At 35.8% G+C, this 22,812-nt stretch carries 14 protein-coding genes; 9 read left to right on the plus strand and 5 right to left on the minus strand.

The annotated features are described in order from the left end of the window. Positions 1 to 84: 84 nt before the first annotated feature. From C1H87_RS18465 to C1H87_RS18475, 3 genes are read right to left on the minus strand one after another with little or no spacing between them, the layout of a single operon-like run. The gene (locus C1H87_RS18465) at positions 85 to 1,590 is read right to left on the minus strand and encodes a hypothetical protein (RefSeq protein WP_102757233.1); all 1,506 of its coding nucleotides are present in this window, start codon (positions 1,588 to 1,590) and stop codon (positions 85 to 87) included. A 16-nt stretch (positions 1,591 to 1,606) separates the two neighbouring features. Next, complete coding sequence (locus tag C1H87_RS18470) at positions 1,607 to 3,412, minus strand: RagB/SusD family nutrient uptake outer membrane protein (RefSeq protein ID WP_158655271.1); 1,806 nt, start codon at positions 3,410 to 3,412, stop codon at positions 1,607 to 1,609. Positions 3,413 to 3,422: 10 nt separating this feature from the next. Continuing rightward, entirely contained in the window at positions 3,423 to 6,701 is a 3,279-nt protein-coding gene (locus C1H87_RS18475; protein ID WP_102757235.1) for a SusC/RagA family TonB-linked outer membrane protein, read from the minus strand. A 388-nt stretch (positions 6,702 to 7,089) separates the two neighbouring features. Between C1H87_RS18475 and C1H87_RS18480 the strand changes: the two genes are divergently transcribed. From C1H87_RS18480 to C1H87_RS18490, 3 genes are read left to right on the plus strand one after another with little or no spacing between them, the layout of a single operon-like run. Continuing rightward, positions 7,090 to 8,604 carry a sulfatase-like hydrolase/transferase gene (locus C1H87_RS18480; protein WP_102757236.1) on the plus strand — a complete coding sequence of 505 codons (1,515 nt, stop codon included), beginning with the start codon at positions 7,090 to 7,092 and terminating at the stop codon, positions 8,602 to 8,604. 38 nt (positions 8,605 to 8,642) lie between these two features. Further along, entirely contained in the window at positions 8,643 to 11,900 is a 3,258-nt protein-coding gene (locus tag C1H87_RS18485; RefSeq protein WP_102757237.1) for a glycoside hydrolase family 2 TIM barrel-domain containing protein, read from the plus strand. Positions 11,901 to 11,910: 10 nt separating this feature from the next. After that, positions 11,911 to 14,010, plus strand: a complete 2,100-nt coding sequence (locus C1H87_RS18490; RefSeq protein WP_102757238.1) for a glycoside hydrolase family 97 protein — start codon at positions 11,911 to 11,913, stop codon at positions 14,008 to 14,010. An 860-nt stretch (positions 14,011 to 14,870) separates the two neighbouring features. Here C1H87_RS18490 and C1H87_RS23775 read toward each other — a convergent pair. Both C1H87_RS23775 and C1H87_RS18495 read right to left on the minus strand, forming a co-directional pair. Continuing rightward, positions 14,871 to 14,963, minus strand: a complete 93-nt coding sequence (locus C1H87_RS23775; RefSeq protein WP_394337966.1) for a hypothetical protein — start codon at positions 14,961 to 14,963, stop codon at positions 14,871 to 14,873. Between the two features lie 38 nt (positions 14,964 to 15,001). Further along, positions 15,002 to 16,396, minus strand: coding sequence for a sugar porter family MFS transporter (locus tag C1H87_RS18495; protein WP_102757239.1), 1,395 nt, complete (start codon positions 16,394 to 16,396; stop codon positions 15,002 to 15,004). 400 nt (positions 16,397 to 16,796) lie between these two features. On the opposite strand from C1H87_RS18495, the gene C1H87_RS18500 reads away from it, so the two are divergent. Genes C1H87_RS18500 through C1H87_RS18525 form a run of 6 tightly spaced genes read left to right on the plus strand, consistent with a single transcriptional unit; the run spans position 16,797 to position 22,799 of the window. Further along, positions 16,797 to 17,420 (plus strand): GntR family transcriptional regulator, encoded by a 624-nt coding sequence (locus C1H87_RS18500; RefSeq protein ID WP_102757240.1) that lies wholly within the window; start codon positions 16,797 to 16,799, stop codon positions 17,418 to 17,420. Between the two features lie 11 nt (positions 17,421 to 17,431). Further along, entirely contained in the window at positions 17,432 to 18,478 is a 1,047-nt protein-coding gene (locus tag C1H87_RS18505) for a tartrate dehydrogenase (RefSeq protein ID WP_102757241.1), read from the plus strand. A gap of 6 nt (positions 18,479 to 18,484) precedes the next feature. Further along, positions 18,485 to 19,123, plus strand: a complete 639-nt coding sequence (locus C1H87_RS18510) for a cyclase family protein (RefSeq protein WP_102757242.1) — start codon at positions 18,485 to 18,487, stop codon at positions 19,121 to 19,123. Continuing rightward, positions 19,120 to 20,520, plus strand: coding sequence for a four-carbon acid sugar kinase family protein (locus tag C1H87_RS18515; RefSeq protein WP_102757243.1), 1,401 nt, complete (start codon positions 19,120 to 19,122; stop codon positions 20,518 to 20,520). The genes C1H87_RS18510 and C1H87_RS18515 overlap by 4 nt, the downstream gene beginning before the upstream one ends. A 1-nt stretch (position 20,521) precedes the next feature. Beyond that, a complete protein-coding gene (locus tag C1H87_RS18520) occupies positions 20,522 to 21,784 on the plus strand; it encodes an MFS transporter (protein WP_102757244.1) in 1,263 nt (420 codons plus the stop codon). Beyond that, positions 21,774 to 22,799, plus strand: a complete 1,026-nt coding sequence (locus tag C1H87_RS18525; protein WP_102757245.1) for a Gfo/Idh/MocA family protein — start codon at positions 21,774 to 21,776, stop codon at positions 22,797 to 22,799. Before C1H87_RS18520 ends, C1H87_RS18525 begins: the two co-directional genes overlap by 11 nt. Positions 22,800 to 22,812: the final 13 nt, after the last annotated feature.

The raw sequence follows: 22,812 nt of genomic DNA on the forward strand, positions 1-22,812 counted from the left end.
ATTGAGTATAAAATAAATAAGGATCTGTTTGAATTGCAAACAGATCCTTATTCGTTATTATATTAAATCTGAAAAGCGATTTAATTACGGTCTTACTTCTTTGGTAAGGAGTTTCCAGTTATCCATGTAGACTACACCTGTACCACCTTCAAGTCTTACAGCAATTTGCGCAAGTGTTGTTGTGCTACCGTATATTATATCGGCTGTAGTAGAAACTTCTACCCATTCACCTCTTGGAATGGCAGCTGCACGTGCGTCTCTCCATTGTTGGAACCATGGGTTACCTATAGTTGGCCAAATTTCACCATAAGTACCTCCAGCTTCTATAAATAAATCAAAAGTGATTATATATTCACCTGCTGGAACATCTATGTTTTCGCTGCAGACAAATCTTACGGTACCGCCACTTCCTGTAATTTTTAAACTTGAGCTACCGCTAGTGGCTCTGTCATTCGAAATTTCTACAGCTCCACCAACGTTATCATGCCTTACAGTCCATGCAGCGGGTGCATTAATCCCTTCGAAATCAAATATATCGGCAGAAGCCATTGGTACGGAACTCACATTATGCATTGCCACAGGTAAATCTGTAAAAGCTACAGGACTACGCGTATCTTTAGATTGTAGCGTACCGTTACCGTCATAAGAGACCGTTAAAACATCTGGTCTGTAAATTGGTTCAGATAATTTTATTTCCAAAATAGTAGCATCTTCACTGTTTAAGCTAACAGATTCTATGCCTAGTGGCGTTGTGCCATTTAACATAACAGAGAAATGTGATTCTTGAGAACTAAAAGGAGAAAATTCACCATTAAATGGTATCTGTATAGTTTCATCTTCCAATTCATTAGCTTCAGATACTGCTACAACAAATGGTTTTGATGAAGGGGTTACTATAACCTTTAAAAATGTTTCCTCAGCATCTACTTCATAGAATGGTATTCTAATATCTCCAAAAGGAACAGCCGATGTTACCCTGAAGTTCCAGTTAGATTCACCAAGTTTTAAGAATGTTATAATAGGATTTGCTTCTTCACTAAAGGAAGGACTTTGACCAGGAAATTTCCAGTTAAAATTGCTTAAACCACCAGTTACATTAGAAGTGAATTGTACTTCTGTTCCCGATTCTACAGTAAGCGTACCGGTAGTTTGATCGAAACTAAATCCAGGCACGTCCGGGTCTACCGGTGCAAGGGAGAACGTAGCTGATGCTCCTTCTAAAACTGTAATGGTTACTGTAGCAGTTTCTGCCGAGTTTTTATTCAATTTAACTTCTTTGTCTCCTGAAGATAAAAATTTCACTTTTATTTTTTTAGTATCCAACCCTCCTGAAACAATCTCATAAGAACCTTCTGGGAATTCCCATTGTCTATCATCGCTGGTTCCTATGGAAGCATCAAGGAATTCTACGTCAAAACCTTCTCGGGTTATTAAATCTCTATCATTATTAGCTTCAATTATACTAGTGATTATAAAAGCTACCGGAACCGTTCCTTCTGGAGGTGTAAAACTGTCGTCTCTTGTTGTGCACGAAAGTATGATTAATGTGCAAAGAGTAGCAATGTAAAATTTTATGTTTTTTAAGATCATGTTTTTGCGTTTTTAATTAGTTAGATGAGCTTCCTAATACTTCAATTGCAGGAATTGGGAAGTAACCAGCCTGTGGATTAGCTGCTAATTTCTTAGCTGCTTCATCAAATTCTCCTACGATACCATTAGTATTATACTCAATATCATTAAGGAAATTAATCCAGTCGCCAGTATCGGATCTTCTGTTCGTGTCTTGCCATGTAATACCTCTACCTTCAAATGCAAATTCTAATATACGTTCTTCATTATAAAGGTGTGTTAGAATATTTTGAGCGTTTAAGGCTCTTGTTCCAAGTATTACTCCTGGTAATGTCGTATTAGTTACTGCATTGGAGTTTCGTGGACCTGCAAGATAGGTTCTGTCTGTACCAAAAAGTGTTTCTAGATCTATTACCCCTGCACGACTTCTTACTCTATTTATGTATTCAACAGCTTCTGCAACACCGGCATCACCTCTATCTTTCAATAAGGCTTCTGCATACATAAGGTATACGTCTGCTAATCTCATTAATCGTTCATTAATTTCAGATACAGCTTGAGCAGGTTCTCTGTCTAAATTCCAGTTGGTGAATTTTTTAATTCTAGACTGTGATGTTGTCCACCCAAGAACATCAGCTCCTGGAGTAAGGTCAAGATCATAGTATTGAGCCCCATCTGCTGTAAACGCTATAGTAGCATTACATCTTGTAGAAAAACCAGCAAAGTTTTCCGGGGCTTTATTATTAATATCACCGTCTTTATAGTTTTTAGGGTTGTTTTCGTCTACAATATCACTTTTAAATAATTCTGTAATAAAGTTAGAGCTGTGCGTAATTCCCCATCCACCTTTTTGCCAGTTGAAAAGATATCCTCTTGTAGTGGTTTCGTTAAGAGTAGATCCTTCACCACCTCCAAAGTTTCCAGCGGTAACTTGTGGTTGTTGGGAAAAACCTACCTCAAAAATAGATTCTTGGTTCCACTCGCCATCTATGTTTGAGTTGTCTCCAAAATTATCTACCAGTGCGTATTGACCACTGCCTTCTCCTGCAACAATTTTTTGAAATTCAGTAACAGCTTTATCGTTCATACCTTGGTATAAGTATGCTTTTCCAAGATAAGCTGTAGCAGCACCCCAGGTAGCACGCCCTTTATATGTTTCAGTCCATTCGCGTACTATATATTCTGTACCCTCTTCATTAATCGTTCTATCTCCTGTATTATAAGGTAAATACTTTTGCGCATAAAGTAAATCTTCTTCTATTTGAGCATATATCTCTGCAGTGGTTTTTATATTACGAGCATTGTCCTGAGTACTTGTTAATGTCGTAGCAGGCTCTGTTATTAATGGTAATTTTCCAGGCTCGTAAGTGTTTACCAACCAGAAATACCCAAGAGCTCTTAAAAAGCGCGCTTCACCTAATAAAGTAAGCTTTATATCTTCTCTAATTATTCCTGGTTCTAAAACTTCAATAGAAGAAATACTCACATTAGAACGGTCTATTAACTGATATAGGTCTCTAAAGGAATTTAATACAACCCCACCATCTGAACTAAAAGTAAGACTATTTAAAGCTCCTGTGCCACCATTTAAATCATAGTGAGGTGCTTTTGAAGTAACACTCATAGCTTCAAAAGTATTTGCTGCAGTACCTCCGCACACACCATTAAACTGTAATCCTGAGTAAATTCCAAATATTGTAGATTCAGCAGTATTTCTGTCTACAACGAATTTATTAGCATCAGGAGAGTTAATGTTTTCGGCGGTTAAAAATTCTGTTTCATCGCATGAATAAAAAGATGTTATGCATGCAATAGTTAATGTAATTAATTTCAATTTTTTCATAATCATTTTTTTAAAACCCAATTTGTAATCCAATTATACCTTGTGCAGTGACTGGCTGAAGTCCTGTATCAACACCTCTAGTAGCCAAACCATCACCACCAATTTCTGGATCGTAACCACTGTAGTCTGTTATAGTTAACAAGTTTTGAGCAGATATGAAGATACGAATTTTTTGTAACCCTATGTCCTTCATTTTATCTAAAGGCAATGAATAACCTAACTGTATATTACGTAATCTAACAAAATCTCCGTCTTCTAAAAATAAATCTGAAGCAGAACTATAATTAGGATCTTGAGTTCCATTTTGTCTTCTTGCAGGAATGCTAGAGTTTGGATTTAATGCAGAATGCTGATAAGCAATATCTTTGTGCGTACCATGTGCATAGGTTAAATTTTTAGGTCCGTTAAACACTTTGTGTCCAAACATTCCAAACCATTGCATCGTAAAATCTAAATTTTTGTAATTGAGATTCAAGTTAAAACCAGCTTCGAAATCTGGTAAGTTATTCCCCATAAAGATTCTGTCATCATCGTTAATTATACCATCACCGCTATCTAAGATACCATCTTGCCCTGCTACCATAATAACATTACCATCTGCATCAATTTCCGGATTTCCATTAGCATCAAGTTGAGGCATTAGTAAATCTTCGGTAATTTTGTCTTTATATCTTAAATCACCTATTTGATTTCCTCTTCCTAACCTTTCAGAAACTAAAGCATCGTATGCATCTAATTCTTCTTGATTTTTAATAACTCCATCAGTAGGAATTAAAAAGAAGGCACCTGCGCTATATCCAGGTCTAATAAATGTAACTGGAGTTTGTATAACATTGTTGTTGGCTCTTAGAGGGAATCCTCCTTGAATAACGTCTGTAGAAGTTCCTGTTAACTTGTCTACTGTATTTGTGTTTTTAGTATATGTGGCTGCAACCGACCACTTAACAGCTTTAGAGTTATTTCTGTAACCAAGAGACAATTCAAGACCTTCGTTGGTTAATGATGCAATATTTAAACCAATTGGTCTTTCCTGAACACCGGCAGAAGGTACTGTTGGTAGTTGGAATAATAGGTCTTTTTTCTTAGCAGTATAGTAATCTGCAGTAATCGTTAAGGCACCTTTAAAAAGACCTAAATCTACACCGTAGTTTATACTTTCTGTAGTTTCCCATTTAAGGTTTGAGTTACCAAGATCTAATCTTGCCGCACCAAATTGAGGACCTCCTCCAAATACAGGATTGGCATTACTTAGTAATCTGGATTGGAAATTGAAATCTGGGATTCTGTCGTTACCCACTGTACCCCAACTAGCTCTAAGCTTTAAATTTGATACTGCAGATAAGAAATTTGCATTTTTGAAAAAGCCTTCTTTGCTTACTATCCAAGCACCGGAAACTCCTCCAAAATAACCAATTTTATTGTTTATAAATTTTGATGTTCCATTTCTTCTAACATTCGCAAGTAAGAAATATTTACCGCCATACTCATATTTAAGTCTCGAAAAATAACTATTGGTACTACTTGGGTTTTTTGTAGATTCACGTCTAGAAATATTTTCTGCACTGGTAATTGTTCTTTGTTCTGGGCTAACGAATGTATTACCGCTTATTCTAAACTCTTCCCATAATAGCTCTCTGCTTTCTGCTCCTAAAAGTAAAGCAATTCTGTGATTTCCAAAATATTGATCGTAATCTAAGATGAAATCTCTATTGAACACTTGATATGTCGTGTTGTAGTTCGTTAAATCTGCAGGACGAGGATCTTGGGTTAATTCACCAGTTTCCTGACTTCTTATTTCTTGTCTTGGTGTATAGAAGAAAGATTCTGTATTCGCTCTAAAACCAGATAAGGTTGTTCTTGCTCTTAAAGACTCGAAAAGCTTGTATTCTAAAGTAACATTAGCACCAAGATTGAATTCTTTTCTTTGGTTATCTGCAGAAAACTTTCTGGCTAAATCCCCAACAACATTATTGGTAGAAGTAAATACGCCTCCATCAGGTTGTACAGCACCTTCTGGGGTGTTAATAGACCCAGATCCAATATCAAAAGGTCTGTTGAACGGAGCTAATCGAATCGCATCGTATAATAATCCCCAAGGGGCTAACCTTCTTTTCCCTGCTGAAATGTTCGTACCAACGTTAAGAGAGAATTTGCCTTTTTTCAAGGTAGCATTTGTTCTTAAGTTGGTTCTGTTTAGGTTTGATTTTTTGTATACACCGTCTTCTTGATAATTATCTAACGTTACATTATAGTTAATATCTTTATTGCCACCAGAAACTCTTAAATTAGCGTTAAGGGATTGGGCGAAATCGTTAATCACAAAATCTTGCCAATCTGTATCGTAATCTAAAGCATCTTTATTTCTATCTAAAATAGAAAAGTATCTCAAGTTCGGACTATTGTTATCATGCACCGTTCTGTCTATTAAAAAAGCATCTGCCGTATTTGCGGTATTAATTGCAGAAGTAACTTTTTTAACAGCCGTAGTTAAGTTAAAGTCAATTTTTGCTTTTCCTACTTCTCCTTTTTTAGTTGTAATTATTATTACACCGGCTGCACCTCTGGTACCATAAATAGATGTTGTAGCAGCATCTTTAAGGATTTCTATATTCTCGATGTCGTTCGAACTTAAATTAGGATTTGTTTCTAATTGAACACCATCTACTATATAAAGAGGAGCTAATCCATTTTCGGTTGGATTTAAAAGATTTAGGTTAGGATCAGGCTCTCCGCTATTACCTCTTCTTCTTGAAGATAGCGTATTAGTACCTCTAATTTGTATAATGGCTTCTCCACCAGGTTCTCCACCTGCAGCCATAACACTTACACCTGCAACTCTACCTTGTAATGCATCCTGGAAGTTGTTAGAAGTAAATTTCTGAACATCCTCTCCTTTTACAGAAACGACAGATCCAGATACCTCAAGTCGCTTTTGTTTACCATATCCAATAACAACTACTTCGTCTAATTTAGCTATATCCTCATCTAAGGAGACATTAACCGTAGTGTTGGCTCCAACTGTAACTTCTTTAGTTACATAGCCAATATAGCTAAATACCAAAACAGAATTGGCACTTGCTCTTAAAGAATATCCTCCGTCAAAATCTGAAACTGTTCCCTGAGAAGTACCTTTTATTATAATACTTACTCCAGGAAGTGGTTGTCCCTCTGAAGTAACGAGACCAGTTATTGCTTGTGATTGAGCGTTGGACATACTAATACTCATTAAGCATAACATAGCAAAAAAGCCTATTTTGTTACGCCAATGAAATTGTAAATTAAAATTCATATTATTTCCGATTTAAATTAGTGTTACAAATGTTAATATTTGTTAATTAATACATAACAACATATGTTTAAATTCACAATACATATGATTTAATTCATTGATATACTTGGGTTGGTGTAGGGTAAGTAGTAATTTGTACTTGGGAAGTGATAGGTGAAGGCAAAAAAAACTTATTGCTTTTCCGGTTCAAAAATTAGGTATATTATATTATATGTGCAAATATTTTGTAGGTTTATTCTTAATTTAATTAATGCTTTTTTTGATTTAGGGCACGGGAAATCTATTCGTTTTTTATTGTTGAACATTTGTTTTGTTTATTAGCTCATTTGTCCCCGATAAAATCGTTTAATTTAGCAATATTTGATTTGTTAAAAATTAAGTAAAGCCTATGATTAAATTTTATACGATAGTTTTGGTGTTTTTGTTTTACTCATGCCATACCAAGAAGAAGGAAAGTGAAACGGTTAAGCCCAATATTGTCTTTATCTTTACTGATGACCAAACCTACTCGTCTGTTAGTGCTTTGGGGAATGATGAAATAATTACACCGTCTTTAGATAAGTTGGTTCATGAGGGTACAACATTTACCCATGCCTATAATATGGGGTCTTGGAGCGGAGCAGTTTGTGCGGCGTCCAGAGCCATGTTGGTTTCTGGAAGGTTTGTATGGCGGGCCAACGCGTTTAGGCAAAACTGGGTAAAGAACGACTCGAGCAGTTTTAAAAAAAGCTGGCCCAAGTTGTTGGAATCTCAAGGTTATAAAACTTATATGACTGGTAAATGGCATGTAGATGCTAAAGCAGATAAATTGTTTAACAATGTAGTTCATGTTCGACCAGGCATGCCCCATGATGCATGGGATCATTTTAAAATGGTTGCCAAATTCGATTCTTTGTCGAAGGTAGCGCATGCAGACGTAGAGGCCATTATGCCTAATGGCTATAATCGTCCGAAAAGTGAAAATGATACTACCTGGTCTCCCACAGATACATCTAAAGGAGGCTTTTGGGAGGGCGGAAAGCACTGGAGTGAGGTTGTAAAAGACGATGCTATAAACTTTATTGAAGAAGCAAAAAATAATGATGATCCATTTTTTATGTATTTAGCATTTAATGCACCTCACGATCCTAGACAAGCTCCGAAAGAGTTTGTAGATATGTATCCGTTAGAAAACATTTCGCTTCCTAAAAGCTTTTTGCCGGAATACCCATTTAGACATAGCATAGCAAATGGTAATGATTTGAGAGACGAAGCTTTGGCGCCGTTCCCAAGAACACCCTATGCTATAAAAACCCATAAACAAGAATACTATGCAAGTATTACGCATTTAGATAAACAGATAGGTTTAATTATTGACGCTCTAAAAAAGTCTGGAAAAATAGATAATACCTATATCTTTTTAACATCCGATCATGGCTTAGCCATGGGAAGACACGGTTTGTTGGGGAAACAATCGTTGTTTGATCATAGTATACGTCCGCCACTTGTTATAATAGGACCAGATATTCCTAAGGATAAAAAAGTGGATTCTGATGTATATTTGCAGGATATTATGGCTACTTCGCTGGAAGTTGCAGGTGTTGAAAAACCAAATTATGTGGAGTTTAATAGTTTTTTAGATATTGCTAAAGGTAAAACCGATAAAAGCCATTACAAATCCATTTATGGGGCTTATTTAGATGTGCAACGTATGATTAGAAAAGATGGTTTTAAACTATTGGTATACCCAGAAATTGATAAGGTGCTTCTATTTGACCTAAACAAAGATCCGGAGGAGATGAATGATATAGCAAGTGTTCCGGAAAATAAAGAAAAAGTAAAGTCATTATTCAAGGATTTGATGCAATTGCAAAAAGAAATGGACGATCAGCTAGACTTGAACAGGATTTACAAACTGTTATAACGTGTAAAAATTACAATGAAATAATAAATAAACATTCTATGACCTTAAAAAAAAATGCACTTTTTGTGTTATTATTCGTATCAATTAATTTGGTATTCGCACAACAAAACGATTGGGAAAACCCTATTGTGAATCAAATTAACAAGTTGCAGGCGAAAGCAACTTTTTATTCTTATGAAAGTGCACCTTTAGCAAAAGCAAATATTCGAGAAAATTCAAAATTTTATAAATCTTTAAATGGTAATTGGAAATTTAGTTGGGTAGAAAAACCAGCAGATGCTTCAAAAGACTTTCAAGAAGAAAATTTCGATGCATCAACGTGGAAAACAATAGATGTACCATCTAACTGGGAAATGAGAGGTTATGGAAGAGCTATCTATACAAATTCAACCTATCCTTTTTTTAGTGATTTTCCATATATAAATCACCATGATAATCCTGTTGGTCATTATATTAAAACCTTTAATGTAGATGAATCTTGGAACGAAAAAGATATCATTCTTCATTTTGGAGGGGTGTCTTCTGCGTTTTATGTTTGGGTGAATGGCGAGTTTGTGGGGTATAGTGAAGATACACGATTACCATCTGAGTTTGACATTACCAAACACATAAAAAAGGGCAGTAATAAAGTTGCTGTTAAGGTCTATAGATGGTCAGATGGCAGTTATTTAGAAGCTCAGGATCACTGGCGAATGAGTGGTATAGAGCGCGAGGTTTATCTGCAAGCTGTACCTAAAGTGAGATTGTCAGATTTTGCCATCCGTACAGATCTGGACGAGAACTACGAAAATGCCTTACTTCAAATAAGACCTGAATTTATTGCGAATATAGCCGATAAATATGTTGAAAAAGTAGGTCATTTTGGAGGTAATCCTTTAAATACTACAGTTGATGATTGGACATTATCGACTCAATTAATCGATGCTGATGGAAATCAAGTAGGAAGCGACAATGTTATGCCCCTAAAAAAGTACTTTGGGGAGTTTTACCCACAGCGGGATAATGTACATTTTGGTTTAATTGAAACGGAAGTAAAATCACCTAGAAAATGGTCTTCAGACGATCCTTATTTATACACACTGTTGTTTACGCTTAAGGATGCTAAAGGGAACGCAATTCAGCATACTAGTACCAAGGTTGGATTTAGAGAGGTTGAAATAAATGAGCGCGGACAGTTTCTGGTAAATGGTAATCCGGTTAAAATGATAGGAGTGAATCGTCATGACCATAATATGGTTAATGGTAAAACGGTTTCTCGTGAAGATATGGAAAAGGACGTACAGTTAATAAAACAGTTTAATTTTAATGCCGTACGAACATCTCATTATCCTAACGACCCTTATTTCTACGATTTGTGCGATAAGTACGGGATTTATGTGATGGACGAAGCCAATCTGGAAACTCATGGGGTAAGAGGCCAAATAGCAAATGTACCGGAGTGGGGGAGCGCCTATTTAGAAAGAGCAATTAGAATGGTAGAAAGAGATAAAAACCACCCGAGTATTGTAATGTGGTCGTTAGGTAACGAATCTGGTACAGGGCCTAATCATGCGGCTATGGCTGGTTGGATTAAAGATTTCGATCCAACACGATATATACATTATGAAGGAGCACAAGGAAACCCTAAAGATGTTAAGGAACGAACGTATTACAATCCAGATGTTTTTAGTCCAATAGATCGCCCTTGGGTAGATGTAATTAGTCGTATGTATCCGCAACCAAGTGAATTGCAAAATTTGCTCGACAAAAGTAAATCTGATGGAAGACCTGTTTTAATGTGTGAATATGCTCATGCTATGGGGAACTCTGTAGGTAATATGAAAGCATACTGGGATATCATTCATAATAATGATAGAGCCTTAGGAGGTTATATTTGGGATTGGATCGATCAAGGTATCCTGCAAAAAGATGAAAACGGGAAGGCGTTTTATGCTTATGGTGGCGATTTTGGAGATACACCTAACTCTGGAAGTTTTTGTTTAAATGGTATTATAGCGGCAGATAGAACGCCAAAACCCGAAATTTACGAATGTAAAAAAGTAAACCAACCAGTTGCTATTTCTGTGGTAGATGCATTAAAAGGGCAATTTAAAGTGCTTAACAGACATCATGCCGTAGATTTATCTCAATATGGTTTAGAGTGGACATTAACAGAAAATGGTATAGTTGTACAAAAAGGTGTTTTACCAACTTTAAATACTAAGCCATATAAAACAGATGCGCTCAACATCAAGTTTAAAATGCCTAGATTAAAAGCCGGAAGTGAGTATTTTATCAATATTCAAGGGAAATTAAAGGAGAGCACACTTTGGGAAAATAAGGGCTATGTGGTTTTTCAAGATCAATTTAAATTAGATTATGATGTTCCGGAAACTAAAGCTGTTACCAGTAATTCTGCCTTGACAGTAGATTCAACTGATTCGGTTATAACAGTTACGAACAAATCCGTGACGCTTAAAATTGATAAAACTACAGGATATATTAGTTCATACAAAGCGAAAGGTATTGATGTTTTAAAAACGCCTTTAAAATTAAATTTCTGGAGAGCTGAAACCGAGAATGATGAAGCTTACAGAAGCGTTCTAAAGTTGTCTGAAGAACTTGTTTGGATGAAGGCAGGAGACTCATTTACTGTCGAAAACGCTACTGTAAATTCTGAAGCAAAAGGAAAGGTAATTGTTAATGTAAAAGGCCGTATAGAAAATCCTAAAACAGCAGTTGATTTAGTTTATACAGTGCTTGGAAATGGTGCAGTAAAAGTAGATTATAATGCTATTATAGACGAAAGTGCACCCAACGCGTCAAGAGTTGGAATGACCTTCGATATAGCCAATACATATGGCAACGTGACTTATTTTGGTAAGGGGCCTCAGCCAAACTATCAGGATAGAAACTATGGTGCCGAGGTTGGTTTGTATTCTGGAGAGGCACAAACTATGAGTTATGATTATGCTTATCCTCAAGAATATGGTAATCATACAGGAACACGTTGGTTTAAAGTTTATAATAAATCAGGAAAAGGTGTATTGGTAAAAGGAGATGGTTTGTTAAGTTTTAGTGTAATTCCTCATAGTATAGAAAATCTTCAAGAAGCTAACCATATAAATGAGTTAAAAGATAGGGATGTGCTATCGGTTAATATAGATTTAAAACAAATGGGAGTTGGTGGTGACGACACTTGGAGTAAAAGAGCACAAGCCCATGAGGCCTATAGAATAATTCCAGGAACTTATAATTATTCTTTTTACTTGGTTCCGTTTAATTCGAAGGTTAAGGCAGAAACAATTAAGTTTTAATATATAAGAAATGAAGCAAATATTTTGTGTCTTCTGTTTGGCTCTTATGGTGAGTTGTGCAGCACCCGAAAAAGTTGAAACAACGGTTTTATCTCCGAGTAAGGAAAATACAGTATCATTTTCGTTGGATGAATCTGGTCAGCTATTTTACTCTGTAACTCATGCAGATTTACAATTTATAAAATCATCTGCCCTAGGTTTCGAATTAAAAGAACAGTCACTTAAAAACAATTTTGAAATTGTTTCTTCAAGCGTGTCTTCCCAAAATACCCAATGGAAAACTGTTTGGGGGCAACGAGAAACCGTTATTGATCATTTTAATGAGTTAATACTTCATTTAAAACAAAAAGAAACCAACATCCTTATTGATGTTATTGCAAGATCGTATGACGATGGGGTGGCTTTTAGATATGTTTTTCCAGAGCAGGAAAACCTGAAAGATTTTGTTATTACAGACGAGTTAACCGAATTCAGTTTTAATGACGATTATAAAGCCTGGTGGAACTTTGCCGATTACGATAATTATGAAAAGGTTTATTATAATTCTCCAATTAGTAAAATAGGCGATTCTATTCAATTTTATAGAAGACCAGATAAAGAGGAACGACCAAATATGTGTAATACGCCTACTACTATTGAGGTTAGCAATACGTTGGTTGTTAGTATTCATGAAGCAGATTTAACAGATTATGCAGGTATGAACTTGTTGAATACTTTGGATGGTTCTAAACTAAAAGCGCATTTAACCCCTTGGCTAAATGGCGATTTGGTTAGAGGTTCTACGCCATTTAAAACGCCATGGCGTACTGTTCAAATTGGCAAGTCGGCAGGAGATTTAGTTGAATCTGATTTAATTATGAATTTAAACCCCCCGTGTGCCTATGAAGATACCGGTTGGATAGAAACGTATAAGTACATTGGTATTTGGTGGGAATTACATATTGGAAAAACTGCCTGGGCAGAAAAAACACAGTTTGGAAGACCAATAAACAGACCACATGGCGCTAATACAAAAAATGCCAAATACCATATAGATTTTGCTGCAAAGCATGGCATTCCCGATGTACTCATCGAAGGATGGGATAAAGGATGGGACGATATGGAAGGCTCGTGGACCGGGTATGGAATTTTCGATTGGAAAACATCAACAGACGATTTTGATATAGAAGAAGTTTGTAGATATGGTAAAGAAAAAGGAGTAAGAATGATGATGTATCACGAAACGATCTCGGATATTGATCATTACGAACCTGCTATGGATGAGTTATACAAGATGTGTAGCGATTTGGGCATTAAAACGGTTAAAGTTGGTTACACGGGCGATGTGAATTACGATTATGATAAGAAAACCTACCGCCAGCATCACCATGGTCAATATATGGTGCGTCATTATAAAAAGATGGTTCAAAAAGCAGCAGAATACAAATTACTTATTGTAAACCACGAGCCTATTAAATTTACTGGAGAACAACGTACATTTCCTAATTTAATGGCCAGAGAGGGAGCAAGAGGTCAGGAATATAATGCCTGGAGTTCAGGGAACTCTCCAGAACATGGTGTCGTCTTGCCTTTTACTAGAATTCTTGGAGGACCTATAGATTTTACACCAGGGGTTTTAAAAACAGATTTGCCAGATAAAGATTGGAGTGATGCAAAATTTCAAGTTAGAACGACCACTTGTAAGCAATTGGCATATTATTTAACTATGTTTAGTCCTATTCAAATGGCTGCAGATTTGCCTGAAAATTACGAAGGCAATAAAGCTTTTAATTTTATAAAGGATGTACCAACTAATTGGTCTGAAAGTATAGTTTTAAACAGTAAAATTGGAGATTATTACACTGTTGTGCGAAAAGAGCGTGGTACAGAAAACTGGTATTTGGGAAGTATCTCTGATGAAAACCCAAGAGAACTCGATATTAGTTTAGATTTTCTTGCAAATGGGAAAACATATGAAGCTACTATTTATGCCGATGCCAAAGATGCTCATTGGGATACCAATACACAAGCTTTCGAAATTGTTACGAAGAAAGTGTCTTCAAAAGACTCTATAAAAATGATACTGGCCCCAGGAGGTGGTCAAGCCATTTCGTTTAAGGTAGTCGAATAATACTTTTGTTAGTTATAAGAAAAAGTTTTTTTTTGAATAAACACCTTTGTTCTAAATAACGTGAATCTTCTATGGATAAGAGAATTTATGTCGTTGTGTGTCCCAGACTTGTTTCAGAACTGTTTTTTTACAGTCACAGTGCTCTCCTCTTTAAATTAAAGCCGAGAAATGAATTTCGATTTTGATAAAAATAGGAAGAAGGAGGCGTTTTATTAAAAATAACAAACAAATATAACCCTCCGAATCCCGATTACATCGGGATCCACCTCCCTTTTTAAAAGGGAGGAACATCTTGAATTCTTAAGCAAGAATACGTTAAATAGCAAAAAATCCACTTGAACACTTTAATGTTTCAAGTGGATTTTTAAATTGAGGCTAGAGTGATAACCTATATAAAAAGGTTTTTTCGGGACTTTGGATTGTTATGAGGTTCAAATATCTGTTTTTTAAAGAGTTATACAGGGGACAAATTGGTCTTATTAGGGGGGCTTTTTGTTCTTGTAACTGATTAAGAGTCAGTTTGTTTAGTTTTTGTAAGAACAATCGTATTAATCCTTCTCTGTTAAAATCCAATAGACATGATACAAAATATATAATTATTGTCGCATAAATAATCTGAAGTGTATTTAAAAGGAATAATGAGATCATTTTCTAAATTAATAATGTCCCAAAGCGTTTCTTTTTTTACAAAAAAGTGTTTGGTTTCCTTGTAAGATTTTCAGATTCAAATTTAATATCATTATAAACGGAAGGGGATTATAATTTCTTTTTACCATAGCTTTAGAGTCTACAAAAATGTCTAAAACATGATATTCAAAAGCTGTAAGAAACTTTTTTTCTTCAAATCATACAGAGCTACTTTATGGTGTTTTTTTAATCCAACAAAGGCTATCTGATAATTTGGAAATTCCATGATATAATGGTTCAATTACCATTTTGTTCTTATGGTTTATAAAACAGGATGTATTCTATACGTTTAATTCAAAAAAGATTAGTCAAACATTTCTTCTAGCTCTTCCAGGGTTTTATTTTTAGTTTCGGGTATTTTAAACTTTACAAATAGGAAACATACCACACAAATGCCTCCGTACAGCCAAAATGTTCCAAAAGGCCCTAGAGCATCGTTTAAAATTGGAAAACTGTATGTTAATAGGAAACAAGCAATCCAAAGTGCTGTAACCGTTAACGACATAGCTGCTCCTCTAATTTTGTTCGGAAAGATTTCTGATGCCAATACCCAAAATACCGGCGCTAAAGTAAGTGCATATATAGCTATGGCAGTTACCACGAGCATAACTAAAGTGAAACCTTTTAGTTCGAAGAAATAGAATAGCCCTATGAACAGGTACGATAAACCTAGTCCTACAGAGCCTAGGAGCCATAGTTTTTTTCTTCCCCATCGGTCGATCATCTGCATAGCAATAACAGTAAACACCAAATTTACAACACCAGTTAATATGATGTTGAATAAGGCATCACTTACACCATATCCGGCACTGGTAAATACTTCTTCTGCATAATTAAAAACTACATTTATACCGCACCATTGTTGCAGAAATGCAAGAACAATTCCGATAAAAATTAGTTTTTTGTTTTTACTGTTAAAAAGCTCTTTTACTTTAACAACTTCTTCGCTACCTTTCTGTAGGGTTGCTTTTATTTCATTCTGGATTTCATTTGCGTAATCCCTTCCTCCAATATTGTTCAGTACTTTTAAAGAGTCGTCCCATCGTTTGTTTTTAGACAACCACCTTGGACTTTCCGGAATAACAAAAATCAAAACAAAAAATAAAGTAGCAGGAACTAATTCTGCCCAAAACATCCATCTCCAGCCCGTTTGTCCGTTCCAGGAATTCATGATTTCCATATCTGTCATGCCTTCTGGAACTGCATCTGCAATAAAATAGTTGAAAATCTGTGCAGAAAGAATACCAATTACAATAGCCAATTGATTTAAGGAAACCAATCTTCCTCTATATATAGATGGAGATACTTCAGCAATATACATAGGTGAAATTGTAGAAGCTAATCCAATACCTAAACCACCTAAAATTCTAAAAACAATAAAAATATTAAAGTCGTTAAAAGCTCCAGTACCAGCAGCAGAAATAACAAACAGTAAAGCTGCTAGACCTAATGGTCTTTTACGTCCAAAACGCTCGGTTACCTTACCTGCAATGGCAGCTCCAACAATACATCCAATTAATGCACTCCCCATAGCCCAACCCTGTAACGCAGGTATTTCTGTAATTTCAAAAAACCGCTCATAAAAAGGTTTAGCCCCTCCAATAACCACCCAATCGTAGCCGAAAAGCAGTCCGCCAAGAGCAGAAATCATTGAGATTGTAAGAATGTATTTAAAGTTTAATTGATTAGATTTAGACATGTATTTAAATATAAATGTTAGAGTTCTTTTTGCTATTATTTAGGGCTATTTTGGTTTCTTTAAAAGAGAACGCCCTAGATGTAAATATCCTTTAAATGGTTATGTTTTTAGAACACTTTCCAAACTATTAGTAATACAGGAAAAAAATGTTCCATTTTGGCGTATTACGTGAATAAGGAAGTAATAGCAAAGCTAGGGAGTATGTTAAAATCATTGTCGTACTATTAGTTTTATTAGGTAGTAAATATTGTTCAAAGTCTATAACTAAAAGGTTATAAAGAGGTAATAAACTTAGTTTTTATAACGCATCCCGGTTTTTCAAAAAGGTATTTAGGTTAATTAAATTTGTTTTTAAGGGTTAAAATTGTAATATTGTATTTTGTATACAAAATACAATATTATGATTGAACACACTAGCATTAGTGAGCCCATATATTTGAAACTAAAGCAAATGATTCTTAATGGAGAGCTCAAGCAGGGCGAAAAAATAGTCCAGGAAAAGATTGCTGAACAACTAGGAGTAAGCAGGACACCATTAATGAAAGCTTTATTGACCTTAGAGAATGAGTATTTGGTTAAAAGTATTCCTCGAAGAGGGATGTATATACGTTCGTGGGACGAGAAAGAAATCATTGATATTTATGTCTGTAGAGAGGCTATTGAGGGGATGGCTGCAAGGTTGTTGGCGCAATCGAAAGATGATAACGCTATTGAACAACTTAAAGCATGTTTTAACCCTTTTTTAGCGAGTGAAAAAATTGATCTTGATGCCTATACAAACGCAGATGAAATGTTTCATTCGTTGTTAATCAAACTTACGGGAAATGCGCCTTTAGATAAGATCTATTTCTTCGGAAATATTCATGAGAAAGTGATTGGCCATGGCTTGGTAAGACCTCCAGAAGAGACCTTGGACGAGCATTTTAAAATCATTAAGGCTATAGAAGCAGGCGATGAAGATAAGGCCGAACAATACGCTAGAGAGCACATTAAAAAATCTAGAGAATTACTATTTGATAAATAAATACTTAAAAAGTGAAAAATTACAACATTGCCGTAGTGCCAGGAGATGGTATAGGAAACGAAATAGTACCAGAAGGGTATAGGGTTTTAGAAGCAGTAGCAAAAAAATACGATTTTAACCTAACTTCGGAAGTATTCGATTGGGGAGCAGGTTATTATTTAAAGCATAACAAGTTTTTGCCTGAAGATGGCTTAGAAAAGCTTAAGGCATTTGATGCGGTTTATTTCGGATCGGTTGGCTTGCCAGAAGTTGATGATACGCTACCAGCTAAAGACTATACATTTAAAGTGCGAACAAACTTTAATCAGTATGTTAATTACAGACCAGTTAGAACCTATCCAGGCGTACAACGTCCGCTAAGAACAGAAAAGCATATAGATTTTGTAATCGTAAGGGAAAATACAGAGGGCGAATTTGTACAGGTAGGGAGTCAATATTTACCAGATTCTGAAAATGGCATGGGGGTAGATACCAGTATATTTACCAGAAAAGGTATAGAGCGCGTAGCACATTATGCGTTTAAATTGGCTAGGAAAAGAAGACATAAAGTTACCCATATAACAAAATCTAACACATTAATTAATAGTTTAACCTATTGGGATCGTGTTATTAAGGAAGTGGCAACTCAATATCCAGATGTGGAGCATGACCAAATGTATATTGATAATTCTACGGCAAGTTTTGTTTTAAAACCAGAGGTATTCGATGTGGTATTAACAACTAACTTATTTGGAGATATTTTAAGCGATTTAGGAGGCGCAGTTATGGGAAGCCTTGGACTTGGCGGTAGTGGTAACATTAATCCAGAAAAGGATTTTCCGTCTATGTTCGAGCCTATTCATGGTTCTGCTCCCGATATTGCAGGAGAGAACATTGCTAACCCTTACGGACAAATATGGTCTGCCGCTATCATGTTAGAGCACTTAGGGGAAACCGAAGCGGCGAATAATATTATGGAAGCTATCGATAAAAGTACCTCGGAAGGTGTACTTACAAAAGATTTAGGAGGTACTGCGAGTACTTCTGATGTGGCAGATGCCGTGATTAAAAATTTATAAGATACCATGAATCGTATTGTTGATCTTACATTAACATTTACTCAAGATATTACCGGGTTTTCAAAAGAAACTAGTAAAACGCTTGAGACAGATGGGTGGAATGCCAGTACATTAACGTTTTACTCGCATTGTGGCACGCATATGGACGCTCCCATACATTTTAATGTAAGCAAGCAAACGATTGATGAAATACCGGTTACGGATTTTGTTGGGAAAGCCTGGGTTATAGATGTACGCCATATAGACTCTAAGGGCCTTATAACCCCAAAGCATATTTCTCAAGATGTTAGGGATAAGTTCACTGCTGGGGATAGTTTAATTTTCTGGACTGGTTGGTCGCAGTACGTAAACACTCCGAAATACCGTGACGAACTGCCGAGAATAAGTGGGGCGCTTGCCTTATGGTGTGTTAATAATAACGTAAAAATGATTGGTGTAGAACCACCTTCGGTAGCCGATGTAAACAATTTAGCAGAGGTCACTAAAATTCATGATATTTTATTGCGAAGTGTGGTTATTATTGAAGGACTTACAAATATTGATGCTTTACTAACTAATTGTGTTGAATTGATTGCGCTACCCTTAAAAATAGGAAAAGGTGATGGCGCGCCTGCTCGAGTGATAGCTATTGAAACAAATTCATGAGCATCTTATTATCCGATATATCGAAGCAATTGCCAATAGAAGATACGTCTAATTACAGGCAATTAAATAAAAGGCTTTTTGAAAGTTTAAACAGGACATGTGTTGTAGTTGATGATGACCCTACTGGAAATCAAACGGTTTACGATATACCACTTTTAACCGAGTGGCATTTAGAAGCTTTGGTTGAAGAGTTTAAAAAAGAAACACCTGTGTTCTTTTTGCTAACCAATTCCAGAAGCTTAACAGAAGAAAAATCGTCGGAAATTTATCGTGAAATTTCGAAAAATGTTTTAAAAGCATCAAAGCTTACAAATCGCGAGTTTACTGTGATTAGTAGAAGTGATTCAACGTTAAGGGGGCATTTTTCGGAAGTAAATGTTATAAAAAACACCATGGGTTTTAATGATGCCATTACCGTTTTTCTTCCCGTAATGTTCGAAGGGAATAGGGTTACGGTAAATGATGTACATTACATTTCTGATGAGAATTGTTTGGTTCCAGTTAACGAAACACCGTTTTCCCAAGATCATACTTTTGCATATTCCAATGCGAACTTAAAAGCATGGATTCAGGAGAAAACACATGGAGAGGTAAATGCCTCAGATGTTTTTTCGGTAGCCATCGAAACTATTAGAAATAAAAGCAAGGCATGGCTTTGCGAACAGGTCATGGCGCTGCAAGCTGGTGTTTACTGTATTTGGAATGCATTAAACTATTATGATCTGGATAAGGTAACACATGCCTTATTATTAGCCGAAGAATCAGGTAAAAGAATTGTATACCGTACGTCGAGTTCATTCGTGCCTTCTTATATTGGATTAAAACCTAAACCATTATTAACTTCAGAAGAAATAATTGGCACAAACAACCTAACAGGGGGATTAACCATAGTGGGATCTTACGTTCCTAAATCTTCCGAACAACTAAACTATACTTTAAAATATTATAATGAAAACGGTATTATAGAAATTGATGTAAATACGATATTAAAAGAAGGCGCAGATATATATTTAGCCTCTATCATTTCAAAAATAGATGAAAATTTAACACGTGGCAATCATGTTATTGTTTACACAAGCAGAAAGCTAATTACAGGGGGAAATGACAATTCCAGTATAGATATTGCATCAAAAGTATCAGGGGCATTGGTTACCTTAGTAAGAGGTATTAGTGTTCAACCAAAATATATATTAGCCAAAGGAGGAATTACGTCACATGATTTGGCTGTAAAAGGCTTAAGGATGAAACGCTCAAAGGTTTTAGGGCAAATAGATCCAGGTATTCCTGTATGGGAAATGGGGGAAGAAACAAAATTCCCAAAATTACCATACATCGTATTTCCTGGTAATGTAGGTAATGAGAAAACACTTATAAAAATAACTCAAAAACTATCATGATATGAGCCAATCAATACCAACTAGAAGATACGGATTCTTCGTAGGATCTTTTTTAATAACCTTGTTGTTGTACGTAGATCGTGTCTGTATCTCATCTGCAAAAGATTCTATTAGTGAAGATTTAAACCTTACCGATATTGAAATGGGTTGGGTATTAAGTGCTTTTGCATTAGGTTATGCTTTATTTCAGGTGCCCGCAGGTGCTTTAGGAGACAGATATGGAGTGCGTAAGGTTATGACCTCGATTATGGTATTATGGTCTGTATTTACAGCGTTAACCGGAGCCGCTTGGAATTATATATCCATGCTTGTATTTAGGTATATTTTTGGAGCTGGAGAAGCGGGTGCATTTCCTAATATTTCGAGAGCCGCATTTTCTTGGGTCCCATTAAAAGAACGCGGTATTTTTCAAGGCATAAACTTTTCAGGGTCAAGATTAGGGGCCGCATTTGCATTGCCTTTAGTTGCTTATTTAATTGATGTATGGGGTTGGCGTGTCATTTTCTATTTTTTTGGAGCTATAGGAATTCTTTGTGCCCTGCTGTTCTATTTTTTATTTAGAAATAAACCAGAAGAACATAAAGACATTTCAGATGCCGAGAAAGCCTATATTATAAAAAATCGTCAGCAAGAAGAACAGGTGAAAAACGTATTGCCTATAAGGCGTATTCTAGGGTCAAAAAATGTTATTCTGGCTATGATTCAATACATAGGGAGTAACTTTATTTTCTTTTTTATGTTAACCTGGTTGTTTCCCTATATCAAGGCAAAATATGAGTTAAATCTAGTTACTACCGGGTTTTATGCCATGTTACCCTTTTTGGCAGGAGCTGTTGGCAATTGGGTGTCTGGCTATACCGTTGACGCTATTTATAAAAAAGGAAAATGGAAATTATCTAGACAAATACCAGCTATAGTAGGCTTTTGCTTAGTGGTTGTAGGAATAATTTCTAGTTTGTATATGAAAACGGCCTTAGGAGCCGTTCTATGTTTATCGGTTGCTATTTTCGGAGCAGATATGACCTTGAGTCCATCTTGGTCGTTCTGTATGGATATAGGAAAGGAGAATTCCGGTAAGGTGTCCGGAATGATGAACATGGCAGGTAATTTAGGATCTTTTTCCACAGCATTAGCATTTCCATATCTAATGGCATGGACAGGTTCTAATGAACCATTCTTTTATACCGCTGCTTTTTTAGGTGTAGTTGCCATCGTTTGTTGGCTATTTATGGATTCTGCAAAAGAGATACGTTATGATAAATAAATTAAGAGGTGTTGCTATAGGTGCTGGTTATTTTAGCAAATTTCAATTTGAAGCATGGAATCGTATTCCAGAAGTTGAAATAACAGCACTATGTAATACTAATTTAAAAAAAGCCATGGGTGTAATGAGTGCCTATGGTATAAAGAAACATTATTCCGATTATAGGGAGATGATTATAAAAGAAAAACCGGATTTTATAGATATCATCACGCCTCCGGAAACACATTTGGAAATGTGCAAATTCGCTGCCGATCATGGCGTGCACATTATTTGCCAAAAACCGCTTGCCCCAAGTTTTGCTGAAGCTAAGGAAATGGTAGACTATGCTATGGAGAAGGAGGTACATTTTGTGGTTCACGAAAACTTCAGATTTCAGCCGTGGCATAGAGAAATAAAAAAAATTATAGATCAGGGCGAAGTTGGTGATTTATTCAGTCTTAATTTCAGATCCCGCATGGGAGACGGTTGGGGAGAACATGCTTATTTATCCAGACAACCTTATTTTAGGGATTATGAAAGATTACTTATTTACGAAACAGGCGTACATTACATAGATACATTTAGTTATCATGCCGGGGAGATCGAAAATGTTTATGCGCTACTTAAAAGGCTAAACCCAGAAATTAAGGGAGAAGATTCCGGGTTAATGATTCTTAATTTTAAAAATAAGGCTCATGCCATTTGGGATGCTAACAGGTATAATGAGAGTCGTCATGAAAATTCAAGATACACATTTGGCGAGTATTTAATTGATGGTTCCAAAGGTAGTATTAGGCTATATAATGATGGGAAGATTACTATTCAAAAATTAGGAGAAGTAGAAAAAGAGCATTCTTATGTGCATAGAAAAAAAGGGTTTGCAGGCGATTGTTGCTATATTTTTCAACGAAATTTTATTGATAATTTCCTTTCAGAAGGCGTTTTCGAAACAAGTGGTGTAAATTATTTAAAAATATTAAAAGCACAAGACGCAGTATACCAATCGGCTAAGCTAAATAGACCGGTATGCCTATAGAGCAGTATAATTT

The organism is Flavivirga eckloniae, assembly GCF_002886045.1.
In the GTDB taxonomy this organism is placed as follows: Bacteria; Bacteroidota; Bacteroidia; order Flavobacteriales; family Flavobacteriaceae; genus Flavivirga; species Flavivirga eckloniae.

Coding starts and splice junctions, on each gene's coding strand:
- C1H87_RS18515 (WP_102757243.1), top strand. CDS start 19,120: ATGAGCATCTTATTATCCGATATATCGAAGCAATTGCCAATAGAAGAT.
- C1H87_RS18475 (WP_102757235.1), bottom strand. CDS start 6,701: ATGAATTTTAATTTACAATTTCATTGGCGTAACAAAATAGGCTTTTTT.
- C1H87_RS18510 (WP_102757242.1), top strand. CDS start 18,485: ATGAATCGTATTGTTGATCTTACATTAACATTTACTCAAGATATTACC.
- C1H87_RS18520 (WP_102757244.1), top strand. CDS start 20,522: ATGAGCCAATCAATACCAACTAGAAGATACGGATTCTTCGTAGGATCT.
- C1H87_RS18490 (WP_102757238.1), top strand. CDS start 11,911: ATGAAGCAAATATTTTGTGTCTTCTGTTTGGCTCTTATGGTGAGTTGT.
- C1H87_RS18485 (WP_102757237.1), top strand. CDS start 8,643: ATGACCTTAAAAAAAAATGCACTTTTTGTGTTATTATTCGTATCAATT.
- C1H87_RS18470 (WP_158655271.1), bottom strand. CDS start 3,412: ATGAAAAAATTGAAATTAATTACATTAACTATTGCATGCATAACATCT.
- C1H87_RS18465 (WP_102757233.1), bottom strand. CDS start 1,590: ATGATCTTAAAAAACATAAAATTTTACATTGCTACTCTTTGCACATTA.
- C1H87_RS18495 (WP_102757239.1), bottom strand. CDS start 16,396: ATGTCTAAATCTAATCAATTAAACTTTAAATACATTCTTACAATCTCA.
- C1H87_RS18500 (WP_102757240.1), top strand. CDS start 16,797: ATGATTGAACACACTAGCATTAGTGAGCCCATATATTTGAAACTAAAG.
- C1H87_RS18525 (WP_102757245.1), top strand. CDS start 21,774: ATGATAAATAAATTAAGAGGTGTTGCTATAGGTGCTGGTTATTTTAGC.
- C1H87_RS18480 (WP_102757236.1), top strand. CDS start 7,090: ATGATTAAATTTTATACGATAGTTTTGGTGTTTTTGTTTTACTCATGC.